This is a genomic window from Rubrivivax benzoatilyticus JA2 = ATCC BAA-35 (assembly GCF_000190375.1).
GTDB lineage: Bacteria > Pseudomonadota > Gammaproteobacteria > Burkholderiales > Burkholderiaceae_C > Rubrivivax > Rubrivivax benzoatilyticus.
This window is the reverse complement of sequence record NZ_AEWG01000150.1, coordinates 1-18,710: the sequence shown is the minus strand read 5'-3', so window position 1 is coordinate 18,710 and position 18,710 is coordinate 1. Positions and strand designations below refer to the sequence as shown.

At 71.7% G+C, this 18,710-nt stretch carries 20 protein-coding genes; 6 read left to right on the top strand and 14 right to left on the bottom strand.

Annotated elements, in window-relative coordinates:
• Positions 1–194: 194 nt before the first annotated feature.
• From RBXJA2T_RS20980 to frdA, 6 genes are all read right to left on the bottom strand, one after another.
• A complete protein-coding gene (locus tag RBXJA2T_RS20980; RefSeq protein ID WP_009858620.1) occupies positions 195–1,085 on the bottom strand; it encodes a helix-turn-helix domain-containing protein in 891 nt (296 codons plus the stop codon).
• A 117-nt stretch (positions 1,086–1,202) separates the two neighbouring features.
• Positions 1,203–4,691 (bottom strand): pyruvate carboxylase, encoded by a 3,489-nt coding sequence (locus RBXJA2T_RS16805; protein WP_009858619.1) that lies wholly within the window; start codon positions 4,689–4,691, stop codon positions 1,203–1,205.
• Positions 4,692–4,764: 73 nt separating this feature from the next.
• Positions 4,765–5,121, bottom strand: a complete 357-nt coding sequence (gene frdD, locus RBXJA2T_RS16800) for a fumarate reductase subunit FrdD (RefSeq protein WP_009858618.1) — start codon at positions 5,119–5,121, stop codon at positions 4,765–4,767.
• A complete protein-coding gene (locus RBXJA2T_RS16795) occupies positions 5,118–5,513 on the bottom strand; it encodes a fumarate reductase subunit C (protein ID WP_009858617.1) in 396 nt (131 codons plus the stop codon). Before RBXJA2T_RS16795 ends, frdD begins: the two co-directional genes overlap by 4 nt.
• Positions 5,510–6,289 (bottom strand): succinate dehydrogenase/fumarate reductase iron-sulfur subunit, encoded by a 780-nt coding sequence (locus tag RBXJA2T_RS16790; protein ID WP_009858616.1) that lies wholly within the window; start codon positions 6,287–6,289, stop codon positions 5,510–5,512. The genes RBXJA2T_RS16795 and RBXJA2T_RS16790 overlap by 4 nt, the downstream gene beginning before the upstream one ends.
• Positions 6,290–6,294: 5 nt before the next feature.
• A complete protein-coding gene (frdA, locus tag RBXJA2T_RS16785) occupies positions 6,295–8,064 on the bottom strand; it encodes a fumarate reductase (quinol) flavoprotein subunit (RefSeq protein WP_009858615.1) in 1,770 nt (589 codons plus the stop codon).
• A gap of 165 nt (positions 8,065–8,229) precedes the next feature.
• On the opposite strand from frdA, the gene RBXJA2T_RS16780 reads away from it, so the two are divergent.
• Positions 8,230–8,706 carry a response regulator gene (locus RBXJA2T_RS16780; protein WP_375136176.1) on the top strand — a complete coding sequence of 159 codons (477 nt, stop codon included), beginning with the start codon at positions 8,230–8,232 and terminating at the stop codon, positions 8,704–8,706.
• A gap of 40 nt (positions 8,707–8,746) precedes the next feature.
• Here RBXJA2T_RS16780 and RBXJA2T_RS16775 read toward each other — a convergent pair whose 3' ends face one another.
• From RBXJA2T_RS16775 to RBXJA2T_RS16755, 5 genes are read right to left on the bottom strand one after another with little or no spacing between them, the layout of a single operon-like run.
• Complete coding sequence (locus RBXJA2T_RS16775; protein WP_009858613.1) at positions 8,747–9,199, bottom strand: methyltransferase family protein; 453 nt, start codon at positions 9,197–9,199, stop codon at positions 8,747–8,749.
• Complete coding sequence (locus tag RBXJA2T_RS16770) at positions 9,196–9,897, bottom strand: class I SAM-dependent methyltransferase (protein WP_009858612.1); 702 nt, start codon at positions 9,895–9,897, stop codon at positions 9,196–9,198. The genes RBXJA2T_RS16775 and RBXJA2T_RS16770 overlap by 4 nt, the downstream gene beginning before the upstream one ends.
• Positions 9,894–10,820: an alpha/beta hydrolase gene (locus tag RBXJA2T_RS16765; RefSeq protein WP_009858611.1), complete on the bottom strand. Its 927-nt coding sequence runs from the start codon at positions 10,818–10,820 to the stop codon at positions 9,894–9,896. The genes RBXJA2T_RS16770 and RBXJA2T_RS16765 overlap by 4 nt, the downstream gene beginning before the upstream one ends.
• A complete protein-coding gene (locus tag RBXJA2T_RS16760) occupies positions 10,820–11,335 on the bottom strand; it encodes a GFA family protein (RefSeq protein ID WP_009858610.1) in 516 nt (171 codons plus the stop codon). The genes RBXJA2T_RS16765 and RBXJA2T_RS16760 overlap by 1 nt, the downstream gene beginning before the upstream one ends.
• A 51-nt stretch (positions 11,336–11,386) precedes the next feature.
• Positions 11,387–11,821 (bottom strand): Fur family transcriptional regulator, encoded by a 435-nt coding sequence (locus tag RBXJA2T_RS16755; protein WP_009858609.1) that lies wholly within the window; start codon positions 11,819–11,821, stop codon positions 11,387–11,389.
• 194 nt (positions 11,822–12,015) lie between these two features.
• Here RBXJA2T_RS16755 and RBXJA2T_RS16750 point away from each other — a divergent pair, with 194 nt between their 5' ends.
• From RBXJA2T_RS16750 to RBXJA2T_RS16740, 3 genes are read left to right on the top strand one after another with little or no spacing between them, the layout of a single operon-like run.
• Positions 12,016–12,483 carry an RrF2 family transcriptional regulator gene (locus RBXJA2T_RS16750; protein WP_009858608.1) on the top strand — a complete coding sequence of 156 codons (468 nt, stop codon included), beginning with the start codon at positions 12,016–12,018 and terminating at the stop codon, positions 12,481–12,483.
• Positions 12,480–13,667 (top strand): NnrS family protein, encoded by a 1,188-nt coding sequence (locus RBXJA2T_RS16745; RefSeq protein ID WP_009858607.1) that lies wholly within the window; start codon positions 12,480–12,482, stop codon positions 13,665–13,667. The genes RBXJA2T_RS16750 and RBXJA2T_RS16745 overlap by 4 nt, the downstream gene beginning before the upstream one ends.
• A gap of 48 nt (positions 13,668–13,715) precedes the next feature.
• Positions 13,716–14,144 carry a PaaI family thioesterase gene (locus RBXJA2T_RS16740; protein WP_009858606.1) on the top strand — a complete coding sequence of 143 codons (429 nt, stop codon included), beginning with the start codon at positions 13,716–13,718 and terminating at the stop codon, positions 14,142–14,144.
• On the opposite strand, the gene RBXJA2T_RS16735 is transcribed toward RBXJA2T_RS16740, so the two are convergent.
• A complete protein-coding gene (locus RBXJA2T_RS16735) occupies positions 14,141–15,196 on the bottom strand; it encodes an RNA methyltransferase (RefSeq protein ID WP_009858605.1) in 1,056 nt (351 codons plus the stop codon). The two genes, RBXJA2T_RS16740 and RBXJA2T_RS16735, sit on opposite strands and share 4 nt — an antisense overlap.
• Positions 15,193–16,545 carry a sigma-54 interaction domain-containing protein gene (locus tag RBXJA2T_RS16730; RefSeq protein ID WP_009858604.1) on the bottom strand — a complete coding sequence of 451 codons (1,353 nt, stop codon included), beginning with the start codon at positions 16,543–16,545 and terminating at the stop codon, positions 15,193–15,195. Before RBXJA2T_RS16730 ends, RBXJA2T_RS16735 begins: the two co-directional genes overlap by 4 nt.
• Positions 16,546–16,740: 195 nt before the next feature.
• Between RBXJA2T_RS16730 and petA the strand changes: the two genes are divergently transcribed.
• Complete coding sequence (petA, locus tag RBXJA2T_RS16725) at positions 16,741–17,355, top strand: ubiquinol-cytochrome c reductase iron-sulfur subunit (protein WP_009858603.1); 615 nt, start codon at positions 16,741–16,743, stop codon at positions 17,353–17,355.
• Positions 17,356–17,466: 111 nt separating this feature from the next.
• Here petA and RBXJA2T_RS16720 read toward each other — a convergent pair whose 3' ends face one another.
• A complete protein-coding gene (locus RBXJA2T_RS16720; RefSeq protein WP_009858602.1) occupies positions 17,467–18,240 on the bottom strand; it encodes a ferredoxin--NADP reductase in 774 nt (257 codons plus the stop codon).
• A gap of 127 nt (positions 18,241–18,367) precedes the next feature.
• Between RBXJA2T_RS16720 and RBXJA2T_RS16715 the strand changes: the two genes are divergently transcribed.
• Positions 18,368–18,710: thioredoxin family protein (locus RBXJA2T_RS16715; protein WP_009858601.1), on the top strand; the 343-nt coding region annotated here is incomplete at its 3' end.

The window sequence follows — 18,710 nt, the reverse complement described above, 5'->3', positions numbered from 1 at the left end:
AGCTGGACGGGGTGGGCTGACCCCGTCCTCTCTGTCACCCATGTCCTCGCACGGGTGTTACCCATCTCCCCGGTCCATACAGGAGGCTGGAGGGGGGCGTCCGACGAGCGGGAGCACCCTCGTGGAGGGGGCTCGGGGGAGCCGTGCGTGAAACCGCAGGCTGGGAGTGGGCGCGGCTTTGGCCGCGCCGACTCCTAGACCGCGCTGGGCGGCACTCCGAAGCGGCGCTTGAAGGTGCGGCTGAAGTGCGCCGGGCTGGTGAAGCCCCAGGCCCAGGCGACCTCGGCGACCGGACGGCCGCGGCGCGAGCGCAGTTCCTGCCAGCAGGCCTGAAGCCGCTGCTCCTGCACCCATTGCATGACCTGCCGGCCGTCGTCGAACAGCCGGTGCAGATAGCGGGTGGAGACACCCAGGTGGGCCGCGATGTGCGCGACGTCGAGGCGGCGGTCGTGCAGGCGCTCGAGGATGAAGGCCTCGGCGCGCCGGCGCTGGCGCATCGCGGCGTTCTCGCCGGGGGCGCCCGCGGCGGCGCCGGCGTCGCCCTCGGCGATGCGCTCGATCATGCGCAGCAGCGCGTCGCCCAGCGCATGGCGCTCGGCCGGCGCGAGATGGTCGTGGTGGCCGGACACGTAGCGCGCCAGCGCGGCGGCGGCGCGCACCTCGGGCTGGCGGCCGTCCAGCCGCTGCAGCGCGGGGGCGCTGGACGCCGGCGTCGTGGGCAGGTCGACCAGCAACTGGCGCACGGCACGCTGGCGGTCGATCCAGATGTCGCGGCCCGGTGCCAGCAGGCAGATTTCGCCGGGCCCGATGCGCTGCGGCCGCCGGTGGCCGGCGACCTGGGCGCTGCCCTCGATCTGCACCAGCAGCGAGACGCTGCCGCCGCCGGCTGCCGCGTCGCGCGGGATGCGCCGCGGCGACTGCTCGACCTCCAGCAGCCGCAGCGTGCCGTGCTCGAGCTCGAGTTCGGCGCAGCGGTCCCGACGGGGCGGCGGGCCGCCGTCAGCCGCCGTCGGCGGCGACGCCGCGGTGATCGAGACCGGATTCGCGGAGCAAGCACAAGGCGGTGTTGGTTGCTCTGCGATCATTCGACGGCCCTCTTGTTGGAGTGGTTTTGGCGTCGAATTTATTAACGGCTGATTAACGAATACATACGGATGGGCCCTATCGGGCCCAATCCGGATGGCGCCGCCGCCGCGGCTGGGTCAGCCCGCCGGCTTCAGCAGGATCAGCAGCTCCTTGGCCTGCACGCGCTCGCCGGGCTTGACGTGCACCGCCTCGACGACGGCCTCGCGGTCGGCGGCGACGTGGGTCTCCATCTTCATCGCCTCCAGCGCCAGCAGCGTGTCGCCGGGCGCCACGTGCTGGCCCGGCGCGACGGCGACGCTGACGATGGCGCCGGGCATCGGTGCCGCCACCTGCCAGGGGTTGCCCGGCTCGGCCATCGGCCGCGCCGCGGCGGCCTGCACGCCGGCGCGCGGCACGCGCACCGTGCGCGCCTGGCCGTTGAGCTCGAACTGCACCTTGTGCGCCGTGTCGCCGTCGGGGGCGACGCTCTGCAGCATCACCAGCAGCGACTTGCCGGGGTCGATCTCGACGGCGATCTCCTGCTGCGGCTGCGGGCCGTAGAAGAACACCGGCGTCGGCAGCATCGAGACGTCGCCGTAGCGCCGCAGGTGCTCGTGGTACTCGCGCGCCACCTTCGGGTACATCAGCCAGGAGGCCAGGCCGCGATCGTCGAGCTTGGTGCCGCAGTCGCGCTCGGCCTTCTCGCGCGCCGCGTCCAGGTCCACCGGCGGGATGCGGTCACCCGGGCGGTATGGCGCCGGCGGCGCGGCCTCGGGCGCCAGCTTCAGCACCTTGCGCGACAGCGCCTCGGGGAAACCGTCGGGCGGGAACCCGAGCTCGCCGCGGAACAGCGACACCACCGACTCGGGGAAGGCGATGTCGCGCGCCGGGTCGGCGACGTCGGCCGGGGTCAGGTCCTGCGCGACCATCATCAGCGCCATGTCGCCGACGACCTTGGAGGTCGGCGTCACCTTGACGATGTCGCCGAACAGCCGGTTGACGTCGGCATAGGCGCGCGAGACCTCGGTCCAGCGGTGCGCCAGGCCCAGCGCACGCGCCTGCTCGCGCAGGTTGGTGTACTGGCCGCCGGGCATCTCGTGGCGGTAGACGTCGGCGGTGCCGGAGCGGATCTCCGACTCGAAGGGCGCGTAGAAGCGGCGCACGCCCTCCCAGTACATCGACGCCGCGTGCAGCGCGTCGGGCGGCAGGCCGGGGTCGCGTTCGGTGCCGGCCAGCGCCGCGGCGATCGACGACAGGTTGGGCTGCGAGGTCAGCCCGCTCATCGCGTCGAGCGCGCCGTCGACGGCGTCGCAGCCGGCATCGATCGCCGCCAGCACCGAAGCCGCGGCGGCGCCGCTGGTGTCGTGGGTGTGGAAGTGCACCGGCAGCCCGGTTTCTTCCTTGATCGCCTTGACCAGCGCCGCGGCGGCGCGCGGCCGGCAGATGCCGGCCATGTCCTTGATGCCCAGCACGTGCACGCCGGCCTGCTGCAGCGCGCGCGCGGTCTTCACGTAGTAGCCCAGGTCGTACTTGCTGCGCGCCGGGTCGAAGGGGTCGCCGGTGACGCAGATCGCACCTTCGCAGAGCGCGCCGGTGTCGAGCACGGCGTCGATCGCGACCCGCATGTTCTCCACCCAGTTCAGCGAGTCGAAGACGCGGAACAGGTCGATGCCTTCCTTGGCCGCGGTGCGCACGAACTGCTGCACGACGTTGTCGGCGTAGTTCGTGTAGCCCACCGCGTTGGAGCCGCGCAGCAGCATCTGGAACAACACGTTGGGCACGCGCGTGCGCAGCGCCGCCAGGCGCTCCCAGGGGTCTTCCTTCAGGAAGCGCATCGCGACGTCGAAGGTCGCGCCGCCCCAGCATTCGAGCGAGAAGAGCTGGTGCAGTTCGCGCGCGTAGTACGGCGCGATCGGCAGCATGTCGGCGGTGCGCATGCGCGTGGCCAGCAGCGACTGGTGCGCGTCGCGCATCGTCGTGTCGGTCATCAGCACACGTTTCTGCGCCAGCATCCAGTCGGCGAAGCCTTTGGCGCCGAGCTGCTGCAGCCGCTGGCGCGTGCCCGCCGGCGGCGGCGTCTCGTCGTCGACACGTGGCAGCACCGGCTTGGGCAGCGGCAGTTCGGGCAGCGCGCGGCCGCGCACCTCGGGGTTGCCGTCGACCGTGACCTCGCCGAGGAAACGCAGCAGCTTGGTCGCGCGGTCGCGGCGCGCGGCGAAGGCCAGCAGTTCCGGCGTCTGCTCGATGAAACGCGTCGTCACGTCGCCCGAGGCGAACTTCGGGTGGTTGATGACGTTCTCGAGGAACTGCAGGTTGGTCGCCAGCCCGCGCACGCGGAACTCGCGCAGCGCGCGGTCCATGCGCTGGATCGTCTCGTCAGCGGTCGGCGCCCAGGCCGTCACCTTCACCAGCAGCGAGTCGTAATAAGGCGTGATGACGGCGCCGCCGTAGGCCGTGCCGGCGTCCAGACGGATGCCGAAACCGGCGGCGCTGCGGTAGGCGGCGATGGCGCCGTAGTCGGGCAGGAAGCCGTTCTCGGGGTCTTCGGTCGTCACGCGGCACTGCAGCGCGTGGCCGTTGAGCGGGATCTGCGCCTGCGGCGGCACGCCGGCCGACGGGCGCGCCGGGTCGTCGTCGCCGACGCCGATCCAGGCACCTTCGGTGACGCGGATCTGGGCCTTCACGATGTCCACGCCGGTGATCATCTCGGTCACCGTGTGCTCGACCTGGATGCGCGGGTTGACCTCGATGAACCAGCAGCGGCCGGTGTCGGCGTCCATCAGGAACTCGACCGTGCCGGCGTGCGTGTAGCCCACCGAGCGCATCAGCCGCAGCGCGCTGTCGCAGAGCTCGGCGCGTGCCGCGGCGTCGAGGTAGGGCGCCGGGGCGCGTTCGACGACCTTCTGGTTGCGGCGCTGCACGGTGCAGTCGCGCTCGTGAAGGTGCACCAGGTTGCCGTGCCGGTCGCCGAGGATCTGCACCTCGACGTGGCGCGCGCGGCGGATCAGCTTCTCGAAATAGACCTCGTCGTTGCCGAAGGCGGCCAGCGCCTCGCGCCGCGCCGACTCCAGCGCCGCCGGCAGTTCGGCCGCGCTCTCGACGACGCGCATGCCGCGGCCGCCGCCGCCCCAGCTGGCCTTCAGCATCACCGGGAAGCCGATCTCCTCGGCCAGGCGGCGGCATTCGTCGACCTCGCGCGGCAGCGGCGGTGTCGCCGGCATCACCGGCACGCCGGCGGCCACCGCGGCATGGCGTGCGGCGACCTTGTTGCCCAGCACGCGCATCACCTCGGGCGAAGGCCCGATCCACTGCAGCCCGGCGGCGATGACACGTTCGGCGAACTCGGGGTTCTCCGACAGGAAGCCGTAGCCGGGGTGGATGGCGTCGACACCGGCACGGCGCGCGATGCGCAGGATGTCGTCGCCGTCGAGGTAGGCCTCCAGCGGCTTCTTGCCTTCGCCGACGAGGTAGCTCTCGTCGGCCTTGAAGCGGTGCAGCGCCTGGCGGTCCTGCTGCGAATAGATCGCCACCGTGCGCATGCGCATCTCGCTGGCCGCGCGCATCACGCGGATCGCGATCTCGGACCGGTTGGCGATCAGGATGGACCGGATCGGACGAAACTCCATCGAGGCTCCCGCGCGGGCGGTCGACGAAGTCCTGGCGCGCCGCCGCCCGTCCGCCGGCGCGCCTGAAGGGGCGTCAGAACCCGATCGCGAACAGCAGCGCCGCGCAGACCAGGCTGCCCACGGTGGCGAAGCCGTAGAAGAACACCGCCGCGCCATGCCCGGCGTGCACGCCGAGGTCGTGCAGGCTGTGCAGCATGCGGTGGCAGCCGTGGAACAGGAACAGCGCGATCACCGCCAGCACTGCCAGCTTGCCCAGCGGGTGCAGCACGAAGGCGTGCACGTGGGCGTAGCTGAGTGCGTCGGGCGACAGCACGATGGCCAGCGGAGCCAGCACGCCGGTGATCAGGATCAGCGCCGGGCCGACCAGCGCCGACAGCACCCCGCCGGCGCCGAAGAGCGACCAGAAGATCGGTTCGTGCGAGCGTTTCATCGTGTCACCCCCGCGACGACGGCGATCAGGCCGATGGAGACCACCAGCGCCGTGATCCAGCCGCCGACGGTGACCAGCCGGCCCGGGAAGGGCAGCTTGGGCGCGGTCTTCGGCATCACGCCGAACCAGGTGATGCTGTGATACGTGACCAGCGCCGCGGCGACGAGGTGGAAGACGATCGCCAGCGGCGAGGCCAGCGCCGCGCGCCAGGCCTCGTACTCGGCCTCGCCCTGGGCCAGGCGCGCCAAGCCGACGAGCAGCACCAGCGCGTAGGCCGCGAGCAGCACCGCGCTGCCTTCGCGGATCATGTAGAGCACGTAGAACGGGTTCTTCGTCCACCAGCCGGCCATCGGGCGCTGGTAGGTCTTCAGCGTCGGCTTGTAGCGGCTCATCGGGCGCCTCCCTTGGGCGCGAGCAGCTTGCGCACGCCGAAGTAGTCCATCGTGCTGTTCACCTTGTTCTGGTTGATCGCGTGTGCCGGGTCCACGCCCTTGGGGCAGACCTCGGAGCAGTAGCCCACCAGCGTGCAGCCCCAGACGCCTTCCTCGGCGTTGGCGACGTCGGCACGCGCCTCCCAGCCGCGGTCGCGCGAGTCGGCGTTGTAGCGGTGCATCAGCGCCAGCGCCGCCGGGCCGATGAACTCGGGCTTGAGCCCCACCTGCGGGCAGGCGGCGTAACACAGCAGGCAGTTGATGCACTGCGAGAACTGATAGTACTGGTCCAGCTGCGCCGGCGTCTGCCGGCTCGGGCCGTCGGCGACGCTGCGGTTCTCGCAGGGCTGGATCCAGGGCTTGACCGACTCCAGCTTGTCGAGGAACTCGTTCTGGTCGACGACCAGGTCGCGCACGATGGCGAAGTTGGCCAGCGGCTCGACACGCACCTTGTTCGGCCAGTAGTCGCGCAGGAAGGCGTGGCAGGACAGCTGCGGCACGCCGTTGATCATCTTGCCGCAGCTGCCGCAGATCGCCATGCGGCAGGACCAGCGGAAGGTCAGGCTGCCGTCGAAGTGGTCCTTGATGTACTGCAGGCCCTGCAGCACCGAGGTGTCGTCGTCGAACGGCACCTGCCAGCTCTGGAAGCGCGGCGCGCTGTCCGTTTCGGGATCGAAGCGCAGGCACTCGATCTCGATCGTGCGCCCGGTCGCGGGCGTCGGGTTCGTGTCCGTCATGGGGCTCAGGTCAGGATGGCCTTGGTGCCGGCGCCGCCGTAGCTGCGTGCGCGCGGTGCCGAGGTGGTGATGACGACGGGGCGGTGCGAGATCGCCGGGGCGTCGTCGCCGCGGCGTTCGGCCAGCGTGTGCACGAGGAAACGTTCGTCGTCGCGTTCGGTGTAGCCGTCCAGGCGCTGGTGGGCGCCGCGCGACTCCTTGCGCTCGCGCGCCGAGTGCGCCATCGCCTCGGCGACCTCGAGCATCGAGCCGAGCTCGATGGCCGACAGCCACTCGGTGTTGAAGGCGCGGCTGCGGTCGTCGAGCTTGACGCCGGCGCGCCAGCGCGCGCGCAGATCGGCCAGCGTCGAGCAGGCTTCGGCCAGGCCGGACTCCTCGCGGTAGATGCCGACGTTCTTCTCCATGCACTCGCCCAGCGCCTCGCGCAGCACGGCGACACGTTCGCCGCGCTCGTGCTGGTGCAGCGCCTCCAGGCGCGCCACGGCGGCCTGGGCCTGGCGCTCCAGCGACGCCGCAGACGTCGCGCCCACCGAGCGCACGTACTGCGCCGCCGCTTCGCCGGCGACGCGGCCGAAGACGACGATCTCCGACAGCGAGTTCGAACCCAGTCGGTTGGCGCCGTGGATGCCGACGCTGGAGCACTCGCCGGCGGCGTAGAGGCCCGGCAGCGAGGTCTCGGTGCGGCCGTTGGTGGCGATGCCGCCCATCGTGTAGTGCACCGCCGGGCGCACCGGGATCGGATCGTGCACCGGGTCGATGCCGGCGAAGGTCTTGGCGACCTCGGTGATCAGCGGCAGGCGCTCGTGGATCTTCTTCGCACCCAGGTGGCGCAGGTCGAGGTTGACGGCGCTGCCGTGGCGCGTCGTCAGCGTGTTGCCCTTGCGTTCCTCGTGCCAGAAGGCCTGCGACAGGCGGTCGCGCGGGCCCAGTTCCATCGCCTTCGGGCGCGGCCACGGGTCCAGCGGCCCGAGGCCGTAGTCCTGCAGGTAGCGGTGGCCGTCCTTGTTCGTCAGGATCGCGCCTTCGCCGCGGCAGCCTTCGGTGATCAGGATGCCGCTGCCGGGCAGGGCGGTCGGGTGGTACTGCACGAACTCCATGTCGCGCAGCGCGACGCCGTGGCGGTAGGCCAGACCCATGCCGTCGCCGGTGACGATGCCGGCGTTGGTGTTCTGGCTGTAGACGCGGCCGGCGCCGCCGGTGGCCAGGATGACGGCCTTGGCGCGCAGCAGGAAGAACTTGCCGGTGGCGATCTCGATCGCCAGCACGCCTTGCACGCGGCCGTCCTCGACCAGCAGCTCGGCGACGAAGAACTCGTCGAAACGCTGGATGCCCGGGTACTTCAGCGAAGTCTGGAACAGCGTGTGCAGCATGTGGAAGCCGGTCTTGTCGGCGGCGAACCACGTGCGCTGCACCTTCATGCCGCCGAAGAAGCGCACGTTGATGCTGCCGTCGTCCTTGCGGCTCCAGGGGCAGCCCCAGTGCTCCAGGCGGATCATCTCCTCCGGGCAGCGCTCGACGAAGAAGCGCACGACGTCCTGGTCGCAGAGCCAGTCGCCGCCCGAGACGGTGTCGTCGAAATGGTGGTCCAGCGAGTCGTCGTCGCGGATCACGCCGGCCGAGCCGCCTTCGGCGGCCACGGTGTGGCTGCGCATCGGCACCACCTTGGACACGAGCGCGACCTTCAGCCTGGGGTCCGCTTCCTGGACCGCGATCGCCGCGCGCAGGCCTGCGCCCCCGCCCCCGACGATCACGATGTCACTTTGGATGATTTCCATCGAAACTCCGATATCCTCCGCCCGCGCCGCAGAACGCGGCCCGCGCGCCGGTCGCCCTTATACCGGGATTGGCTTTCGCGCACCCCCGGTTTCCGCACACGGTCGGTGCATTGCCGACCGTGTCACCCTCCCCAGGCGTTGCAGGGCTGGCCACAAGCACTATGCTTGCCCGCTGCGCGTCGGGGCGGTTTCCCGCCGCGTTTTTTGCATGCCGTCGATCCCACCTGCCGCCCCCCGCTGGAAGAGCTCCAGGGAACCGTTCTCTACATCGAGGACGTGGAGATGAACTTCGCCGTCGTCGAGGGCATCCTCGCGCGCCACCCTGGCATCCGGCTGCTGCGTGCGGCCAACGGCCTGGACGGCGTGCGCATGGTGCAGGAGTGCCGGCCCGACTTCGTGCTGCTGGACATGCACCTGCCCGACATCTCCGGGCTCGAAGTCGTGCGCCGGCTCAGCGAGGAGATCGCCGAGCGCCGGCTGCGCATCACCATCCTGACCGCCGACACGCTGACGATGGACGTGCTGAAGGCGATGAGCCTGGGCGCCTTCGAGTACCTGGTGAAGCCGGTCGAGGTGCGCACCATCGAGGACTGCGTGCGCCGCGCGCTGCTCGCCAAGCGTCAGCAGGCCCCCGGCCGCTGAAGGGCCGCGAGGCTCAGGTTCCTGTTTCGTCCCGGTCGCGTCAGAGCAGCCGCGGCACGAAGCGCCGGGTCCGGGCGCGGTAGGCGTCGTAGCCGGGATGCACCGCGCTCATCCAGCGCTCCTCGAGCGAGGACTTGATCCACAGCACCACGGCCAGCGCGACAGCGGCCGCGACGGTCGTCGCGCCCGGCGCCACGGCGACTGCCGCCAGCGCGAGCAGCAGCAGCGCGGCGTACATCGGGTGCCGGATCCAGGCGTAGATGCCGTGCTCGACGAGCCGGCCGCCGGCGCGCGGTTCGGGGTGCACGTTGAAGTTGCCGGGGCGGTTGGCCGTCACCGCCGCGAGCCCGACGGCCAGCGATGCCGCGGCCAGCACCAGCGCCAGCCAGGGCGCCGCCGGGTCGGCCCAGGCCGGTGCCGCACCGCAGGCCAGCGCCGTCAGCAGCACGAACTGCAGCAGCACCAGCACGGCACCGGCGCGCCGGTCGCTCATGTTGCCTCGCGGCGCAGCAGCCGCACCCGCAGCGGCCGCTCGAAGGCCGCGCCGTCGGGGCCGCAGTGCGGCATGAAGGCGGCGCGCACGCGCTCGACGGTCGCGTCGTCCAGCGTGTAGGTGGCGAAGCTCGGCCGCAGCATGCGACGCTCGAACTCGGCGAAGTCGGCGTAACGCACCGGCTGGGCAAAGCGGTGCTGCACGATCTCGGTCCAGGGGCCGTGCGCCAGCGCCTCCTCCAGCGCCGCCTGCGCGGCGGCGCGCACCGTGCCTTCGTCGTTGTACAGGCGCACGATGTCGTTCAGGCCGCCGTCGTAGACCGGCTCGGACACGTAGAGCAGGCCGCCCGGCACCAGCACCCGTGCGGCTTCGGCCAGCGCCCGGCCCATCGCCGGGATCGGCACGTGGTGCAGCGACTTCAGCATCAGCGCCAGGTCGAAGCTGGCGTCCGGCGTGGGCACGGCCTCGGCGCCGCCTGCGACGAAGCTCAGCCCGGGCGTCGGCGGCGCGGCCAGGTTCCTGGCGTGCTGCACCGCGTCGACCTCGAGCGCGGTGACGCGGCAGTCCGGATGGCGCTGCAGCACGCCGCGCACCAGGCGTGCGTCGCCGCAGCCGAGCTCGACGATGCGCCGCCCGGCCAGCGGCACCAGCGCCGACAGCACCTCGTATTCGTCCTGGCAGAGCGTGGGCGCGTTCATCGGCTGTCGGGGGTGGTTTCGATACCGGCAATGGTATCCGGCGCGGCCGCGCAGGCCTGGCGCAGGAAGTCGACGATGTCGGCGACATGCGGCGCCAGCGCCTCGCGCAGGTCGTGGTCGCCGTCGACCGCCAGCAGCCCGGTGCCGGGAGCCGCGGCGGCCTGCAGGCGCAGCGCGTCGTCGAACGGCGCGGTCGTGTCGTGGCGGCCGTGCACCAGCAGCACCGGGCAGCGGGCGCGGCGCACGGTGGCCAGCGGCGCGATGTCGTCGAAACGGGCGCCGATCACGCGCTGCACGTGGCGGATCACGTACCAGCCCAGCGGCCGGTAGGGCACGCGTTTTTCGGCCAGGAAACGCCGCATCACCTCGTCCGGGTGGGCGAAGGCCGACAGGCTGACGACACCGCGCACGCCACCCGCCCGCGCCGCGTGCAGCAGCGAGGCCGCGGCGCCGACCGAGTGGCCGACCAGCGCCAGCCGGTCGGCCTGCACCTCGGGCCGCGTTCCCAGCCAGGCCAGGCCGGCGGCGATGTCCTCGGCAAAACGCGGCATCGACGTGAAAGCCTCGTCGTCGCTGTCGCCATGGCAGCGTGCGTCCAGCAGCAGCACGGCGAAGCCGGCGGCCACCAGCGGCGGCGCCACCGGCCACATCGTCGTCGCGTTGGCGCCCCAGCCGTGCATCGCCAGCACCGCGGGCGCCGGCGCGTGCTCGCTGCTTTCGGGCAGCACCAGCCAGCCGAAGAGCATTCGGCCTCGCGGACCCGGAATGCGTACTTCGTGCACCCGCGAGGCGTCGAGCGCGTGGCGTGCGTGCGTGCCGTCGTGCGCCATGCGCGGAGCGCGCAGCCCGCGCAGGATGGCCTGGTGCGCCAGCTTGCGCAGCGCGACGGCGCCGGCGGCGACGCCTGCGGTCTCGACCAGCATCAGTCCCAGGGCCGGCCGGCGGCCCGCCAGGCGTCGATGCGCGGCTTCAAGGCGCTGCGGCGCTCCAGGCTCTCGGCGCGCCAGACCTCGGCGGCGTCGTAGTACTCGGGCACGGCGCGCGTGCCCTCGGGCAGCGCCAGCCAGGGCTGTTTTGTCGACGTGAAGATGTGGATGTCCGGCGGCAGGCGGTCAGGGTCGTCGAGCGTGCCGACGCGCACGAAGGCCACCAGCGGCCCGCTGCCGGCGTAGTGGCTCCAGATGGCGATGCGGCAGTGCGGGCAACGTGCGATGCGCTGGCCCTGGCCGCTGGCCGAGGGCGTGAGCACGATCTCCGGCGCCTCGGCGCTGGCTTCCAGCCGGTCGCGTTCGATCATCGCGTTCAGCGCGAAGGCCGTGCCGGTCTCGCGCTGGCACCAGCGGCAGTGGCAGGCGTGCACGACGAGTGGCGTGCCGTGCAGTCGGTAACGCACGCGGCCGCAGTCGCAGCCGCCTTCGAGCATCGTCGGATCGGTCATCGGCGTGCCGGCATCCGGCAGGTGGATGCCCGGCCTGCGGATGCTAGCCGTTCAGGCGTTGAGCGCCGGCGCCGGGCGGCGCGTGCGCACGCGCACGATGACGTCGACCTCGCTCAGCTCCAGGCCGTCGCCGAGCTCGGGCAGGCCCAGCACCTGGATCGCCGGGCCGGTGAGATCGGCGACCTCGCCGGTGTCGACGTTGTAGACGTGGTGGTGCGGCGTGACGGTCGAGTCGTAGACCGTGGCCGAGCCTTCGATCGGCAGCGCCTTCAGCAGGCGCTGGCGCACGAAGAGCTGCAGCACCGCGTAGACCGTCGCGCGTGACAGCCCCGGCAGGTGCTCGCGCGCGGCACGCAGCACCTGTTCGGCCGTCATGTGCACCGGCGCCGAGAACAGCACCGTGCCGACGGCCACACGCTGCAGCGTCGGCAGGATGTCGGCGTCGCGCAGCTTCTGCTGGATCGAGGTGGTACGGGTCAGGTCCATCGTGTGCTTTCTTCGGGTGGCTGCGTCCGAGAGCTGGACGCATTCCAGGCATCGGAGCCATTTCATGCCCGTTCGCCGCTGCTCGGCCTGCGCTGGGTCAAGCGGCCTGCGGGAAGCCGTCACGCCACGCCGCTTGTTCCACGTGCCGGCGGCGACTATGATTGCTGCATTCCAAATGCAGCTTTAAGCCGGCAATGAAACTGACCAGCTTCACCGACTACAGCCTGCGCGTGCTGATCTACCTGGCGACGCGCCCGGGCCGGCGCGCGACGATCGGCGAGATCGCGGCCAAGTTCTCGGCCTCCGAGAACCACCTGACCAAGGTCGTGCACTTCCTCGGCACCGAAGGCGTGCTGGCGACGGTGCGCGGCAAGGGCGGCGGCCTGGGGCTGGCGCGGCCGCCGCAGGACATCGTCGTCGGCGACATCGTGCGCCGCACCGAGGGCGAGGCGATGCCGGCCGAGTGTTTCGGCAGCGGCGGCGGCTGCGCGATCGCGCCGTGCTGCCGGCTGCGCGGCGTGCTCGGCGAGGCGGTCGAAGCCTTCTACGCGGTGCTCGACCGCTACACGCTGGAAGACCTGGTCGCCAACCGCGACCAGCTCGACGCCATCCTGCGCATCAGCGAGATGCCGGTGCCCGCGACGACGGAGCTGCGGGCATGACGACGATCCCGCTGCATTTCACGCCGCGCGAGCCGGTGCGCGGCTTCGGCCTCTGGCGCCTGGGTTTCCGCCCGTTCTACCTGCTGGCCGCCGGGTTCTCCGCGCTGTCGATCGCCGCCTGGGCGCTGCAGTACGCCGGCCTGCTCGCCACGGCCTATCTGGCCGGGCCGCTGTGGCATGCGCACGAGATGCTGTTCGGCTTCACGCTGGCGGTGGTCGTCGGTTTCCTGTTCACCGCCGGGCGCAACTGGTCGGGCCAGCCGACGCCGACCGGCGGCGCGCTGGCGGCGCTGGCCGCGCTCTGGCTCGCCGGCCGGCTGCTGGTGCTGACGCCCTGGGGGCTGGCCGCCGCGGTCGTCAACGTCGCCTTCCCGCTGCTGGCCGCCGTCGGCCTGGGGCGTGCGCTCTACGCCGGACGCAACCAGCGCAACTACTTCTTCGTCGCGCTGCTGTGTGCGATGGCCGGTGCGCAGGCGCTGTTCCACCTGACGCTGCTCGGTGTGCTGGACCTGCCGCTGCGCGCCGGCATCCAGATCGGGCTGGACGTCGTGCTCTTCGTGATGGCCGTCGTCGCCGGCCGCGTGGTGCCGATGTTCACCAACAACGGCGTGCCGGGCACCGGCGCCGAACGCCGCCCGCGTGTCGAGCAGGTGGCGCTGGGCAGCGTGCTGGCGCTGCTGGCGGCCGACGTGCTGGGGCTGCCGGGCGTGGCCGTCGCCGCTGTTGCGGGCGTCGCGGCCGTGGCCCACACGCTGCGGCTGGCGCTGTGGCGGCCGCAGCGCACGCGGCCCAATCCGCTGGTCTGGATCCTGCACGCTGCCTACGCCTGGATCCCGCTGCACCTCGCACTTCGCGCCGCGTCCGAGCTGGGCTGGGCCCAGCCCTCGCTGGCGACGCACGCGCTGACCGCCGGCGCGATCGGCGCGCTGACGCTGGGCATGATGACGCGCACCGCACGCGGCCACACCGGCCGGCCGCTGCGCGCCGACCGCTGGGACATCGCCGCCTACGGCCTGGTGCTGGCCGGCGGCGGGGTGCGCGTGCTGGGGCCGCTGCTGCTGCCGGCCTTGATGCAGGCCGAGATCGTCGTCTCCGGTGCCTGCTGGGCCGCGGCGTTTGCGATCTTCGCCTGGCGCTACGCGCCTTCGCTGTGGCGCGTGCGCGCCGACGGCCAGGCTGGCTGACACCCGCGTGACGGCCGGGGCCGGCCGTCGGCGGGCAAGATCGGCCGCATGAGCGCTCTGCATCCTTCGGCGTCGGTCGACGCCTTCAACGCCCGCGGCGCCGGCCACCTGCCGGGTCATCTGGGCATCGTCGTCACCGCCGTCTCGGCGCGCGAGCTGCGCGCCGAACTCGCGGTGCAGCCCTGGCTGATGGCGCCCAACGGCTTTCTGCACGCCGGCAGCGTCGTCACGCTGGCCGACACGGCCTGCGGCTACGGTTGCGTCGCGCACCTGCCCGAGGGCGCGAACGGCTTCACGACCGTCGAGCTGAAGTCCAACCACCTCGGCACCGCACGCGACGGCGTGCTCGACGTCGTCGCGACGCTGGCCCACGGTGGCCGCACGACGCAGGTCTGGGACGCCGTCGTCACGCACCGCGACAGCGGGCGCACGCTGGCGCTGTTCCGCTGCACGCAGATGCTGCTGTATCCGCGCTAGGGACGCTGGAGGACGACCGGCTGCTCCGCCGCGGCGCGCGCGCGCAGCTGGCCGCAGCCGCCGGCGACGTCCTGGCCGGCCGAGCGCCGCAGCCGCGTCAGCACGCCGCGACGGCCCAGTGCACGCGCCATCTCGGCGGCACGTTCCCAGGGCGGGCGGCGGAAGCCGTCGCCCTCGGTCTCGTTGTACGGGATCAGGTTCATCATCGCGTAGCGCCCGGCCAGCAGGCGCGCGATCGCGTCGACCTCGTCGTCGCCGTCGTTGATGCCGTCGAGCAGCGTCCACTGGTACTGGATCGGGTAGCCGGTGGCGCGTGCGTAGCGTTCGCCGGCCTCGACGATCTCCTCGGGCGCGATCTTCGGTGCACGCGGCAGCAGGCGTTCGCGCAGCTCGGCCTTGGTGGTGTGCAGCGACAGCGCCAGCGCCGGCTTCACGCGGCCCAAGGGCAGGCGCTCGAAGGCGCGCGTGTCGCCGACGGTCGAGAACACCAGGTTCTTGTGGCCGATGCCGCCGGCGGTGCCCAGCAGGTCGATCGCCTCGAGCACCGCGTCGAGGTTGTGCGAAGGCTCGCCCATGCCCATGAACACGACCTTGGAGACGCTGCGCCGCTGCCGCGCCAGCACGACCTGGGCGACGATCTCGGCGCTGCCCAGCTGGCGCAGCAGTCCGTCGCGCCCGGTCATGCAGAAGACGCAGCCGACCGCGCAGCCGACCTGCGTCGACACGCACAGTCCGTCGCGCGGCAGCAGCACGCTCTCCACCGTCTGGCCGTCGCCGAGGCCGACGAGCAGGCGCTCGGCGCCGTCTTCGCCCGGATGCGCCGAACGCAGCGTGGCCAGCGCGGCCAGCGAGTCGAACAGCGCCGGCAGCGCCTCGTACAGCGCGCGTGGATAGAAGTGCTCGGCCTGGCCGCGGCCGGCGGTCGGCGCGCGGCACTGCACCCAGTTGCGCAGCAGCCGCTCCTCGTGGCCCGGGCCGGCGCCCAGCGCGCGCAGGCGCTGGCGCAACTCGGCCACGCCACGTGGCGCGCTGGCAGCCTGGGCGGGGCTCATCGGGGCTCTCCTTCGGGCGTGTCGAGCTCGCGCAGCCGCCGGTACAGCGTGCGTTCGCTGATGCCGAGCTCGCGTGCGAGGTCGGCGCGCCGGCCGCCGTGCGCGGCGAGGCGCTCGCGCAGCGCCTGGCGCGAGATCTCGCGCAGCGAACGCGCCGGGGCTTCGACGGCCAGCGCCGGGCGCGACAGCGGCAGCCCGGCGGCGAGCGCGCGTTCGACGTGCAGCGCCTCCAGCACCGGCCCGTCGCAGAACAGCGCCGCGCGTTCGAGCACGTTGCGCAGCTCGCGCACGTTGCCCGGGAAACGGTGGCCGGCCAGCCGCGCCAGCGCCGCCGGCGACAGCGCGAGCCGGCGTTTGGGCGCGACACGGGCCAGCAGCGCCTCGGCCAGCAGCGCCAGGTCGCCTTCGCGCTCGCGCAGCGGCGGCAGCCGGATCGGGAAGGTCGCCAGGCGGTAGTACAGGTCTTCGCGGAAACGCCCGTCGGCGACCATCGCGCCGAGGTCTCGGTGGGTGGCGGCGACGACACGCACGTCGGTGCGCCGTAGCTCGCTGCTGCCGACACGGCGGAAGGTGCCGCTTTCGAGCAGCCGCAGCAGCTTGACCTGCATCGCCAGCGGGATGTCGCCGACCTCGTCGAGGAACAGCGTGCCGCCGTTGGCGGTCTCGGCCAGGCCGGTGCGTGTCGTCGTCGCGCCGGTGAAGGCGCCGCGTTCGTGGCCGAAGACCTCGGCCTCGAACAGCGTCTCCGGCAGGCTGGCGCAGTCGACGACGACCAGCGCCTGCGCCGCACGATCGCTGGCCTCGTGCACGGCGCGCGCGACCAGCTCCTTGCCGGTGCCCGACTCGCCGAGCAGCAGCACGCTGGCCTCCGACGGCGCGACACGCGCGACCTGCTCCAGCATCTCGCGGAAGGCCGGCGAGCGCCCGATCAGCCCCTGCTGGGCCGGCTGGCCTTGCGCCGTGCGCAGCGGCGCCATGCGCTCGACGAACAGCACCGCCTCGCCGCTGGCGTCGGCCAGCGGTGTCAGCTCGATGTCGATGTAGGCCTCGCCCTGGGGCGTGTGGTGCAGGTGCAGCACCCGTTCGCGCTGGCCCGATTCGCGTGTCTTGGCGAACGGGCAGGACTCGCCGGCCTGGTCGCAGGGCACGGCGAAACGGTGCGAGACCTCGTAGCAGGTGCGCCCCAGCACGCTGGCCGAGGGGCTGTACTGGCGCCGGTAGGCGGCGTTGGCGGCGACGATGCGGTAGCGCCGGTCGAAGACGATGTGCGGTTCTTCGAGGCCTTCGAGATAACTGGCGAGTTCGGGCGGCGCCGTCAGCCGTTCGGCGACGCGGAGCTTGGGGGGCATCGTGGCAGTGTAACGCGCGCCTCTGCCCGATGTGGCAGCAATGGCTGTCAAAAGTGGCAGACATTATTCCCTTCCGAGATCAGGGAATCAAGCGCAAGTGATTGTCATGAAAGAAGTTTTCGTCTTCTGTCAGGTTGGCACGGCACTTGATAGAGATCGTCTGACACGCAACTTCTGCGAGAAGGACCTGACTCGATGGACATGACGCTGCCCGCTCCGGGATCGCCCGCCAACGCCGAACGCCGCACCTGGATCATGGTGACCAGCGCGGCCGGTGGTGCCGCCGCGGTCGCCACCGCGATCCCGTTCGTCTCGACGTTCGCCCCCAGCGAACGCGCCAAGGCCGCCGGCGCGCCGGTGGAGGTGGACATCTCCACGCTGGCCCCGGGCGAGCTCAGAACCGTGGAATGGCGCGGCAAGCCGGTGTGGATCATGCGCCGCACGCCGGAGATGCTGGCTTCGCTCGAGGGCCACGACGACCAGCTCGTCGACCCGAAGTCCGAGCGCAACCAGCAGCCCGAGTACGCGCGCAACGCCACGCGCTCGATCAACCCCGAGGTCTTCGTCACCATCGGCATCTGCACCCACCTGGGCTGCTCGCCGAGCAAGGTGAACAAGGGCAGCGGCAACCCGAGCGTGCCGGCGGACTGGCCGGGCGGCTTCTTCTGCCCCTGCCACGGCTCGACCTTCGACGGTGCCGGCCGCGTCTTCAAGAACAAGCCCGCGCCGACGAACCTGGAGATCCCGCCGCACGTCTACGTCGCCGAGAACCGGCTGCTGATCGGCGAGGACCGCAGCGCCGTCGCCTGATGCCGTTTGCGGCCTGACGGCCGCCGGCGCCTGCCGCGGGTCACGCCGCCTCGGATGCCGGACGCCTGCAGGCCCTCTTGCCACGCCCGGCCGCCGCCGGGCGTTTTTTCGTCACTGGTCGGCGAACGCGCGCTCGATGACGAAGTCGCCCGGCGTCGTCGTGTTGCCTTCCTTGAAGCGCATGCCTTCGAGCATGTGCTTCAGGTCGCGCAGCATCGCCGGGCTGCCGCAGATCATCACCCGGTCGTGGATCGGGTCGAGCATCGGCAGGTCGAGGTCGTCGAACATCTTGCCCGACTGGATCAGCTCGGTGATGCGGCCGCGGTTGCGGTAGTTCTCGCGCGTCACCGTCGGGTAGTACAGCAGCTGGCTCTGGATCATCTCGCCCAGGAACTCGTGCTCGGGCAGGTTCTTCGTGAGCAGGTCGTGGTAGGCCAGCTCGTCGACCTGGCGCACGCCGTGCACGAGGATGACCTTCTCGAACTTCTCGTAGGTCTCCGGGTCGCGGATGATCGACATGAACGGCGCCAGCCCGGTGCCGGTCGAGAACAGGTACAGGCGCTTGCCGGGCAGCAGGTAGTCGATCAGCAGCGTGCCGGTGGGCTTGCGGCCGACGATGATCGTGTCGCCGACCTGGATGTGCTGCAGCCGCGAGGTCAGCGGGCCGTTGGGCACCTTGATGCTCAGGAACTCGAGGTGCTCCTCGTAGTTGGGGCTGACGATGCTGTAGGCGCGCAGCAGCGGCTTGCCCTCGACGCGCAACCCGATCATCGTGAAGTGGCCGTTGGAGAAACGCAGCGACTGGTCGCGCGTCGTCGTGAACGTGAACAGGCGGTCGGTCCAGTGGTGGACGCTCAGGACGCGCTCTTCGTTGAATGCACTCATGACCGGAAAGGGTTGAACGAGATCAAATGCTACACATTCGCGAATACCCTGATGCGCACCCCCTTGCCGGCGACGTGGCGAATTCCCGCCGTCCGAGGCCTTCTGAGCGCGGCTAAAGTCGCGGCCGATGAACGATTCCCCGGGCGCCACGGGCGCCGATGATGTCTGCGCCGCGGTGCTCTGCGCCGCCTGGTGCCGCACCTGCGACGCCTATGCGCCGGTGCTCGACGCGGTGGCCGCCGAGTTCCCCGGCCTGGCCCACCGCTGGATCGACATCGAGGACGAGGCCGACCTGGTCGGCGACCTCGACGTCGAGACCTTCCCGACGGTGCTGGTCTTCGATCGCCGCGCGGTGCGTTTCTGCGGCCCGCTGACGCCGCAGCCCGAGACGCTGCGCCGCGTGCTGCGCGCCGCGCTCGACGACCCGCGGCCGGCGCGGGCGCTGGCGCCCGAGGCGGCCGCGCTGGCCC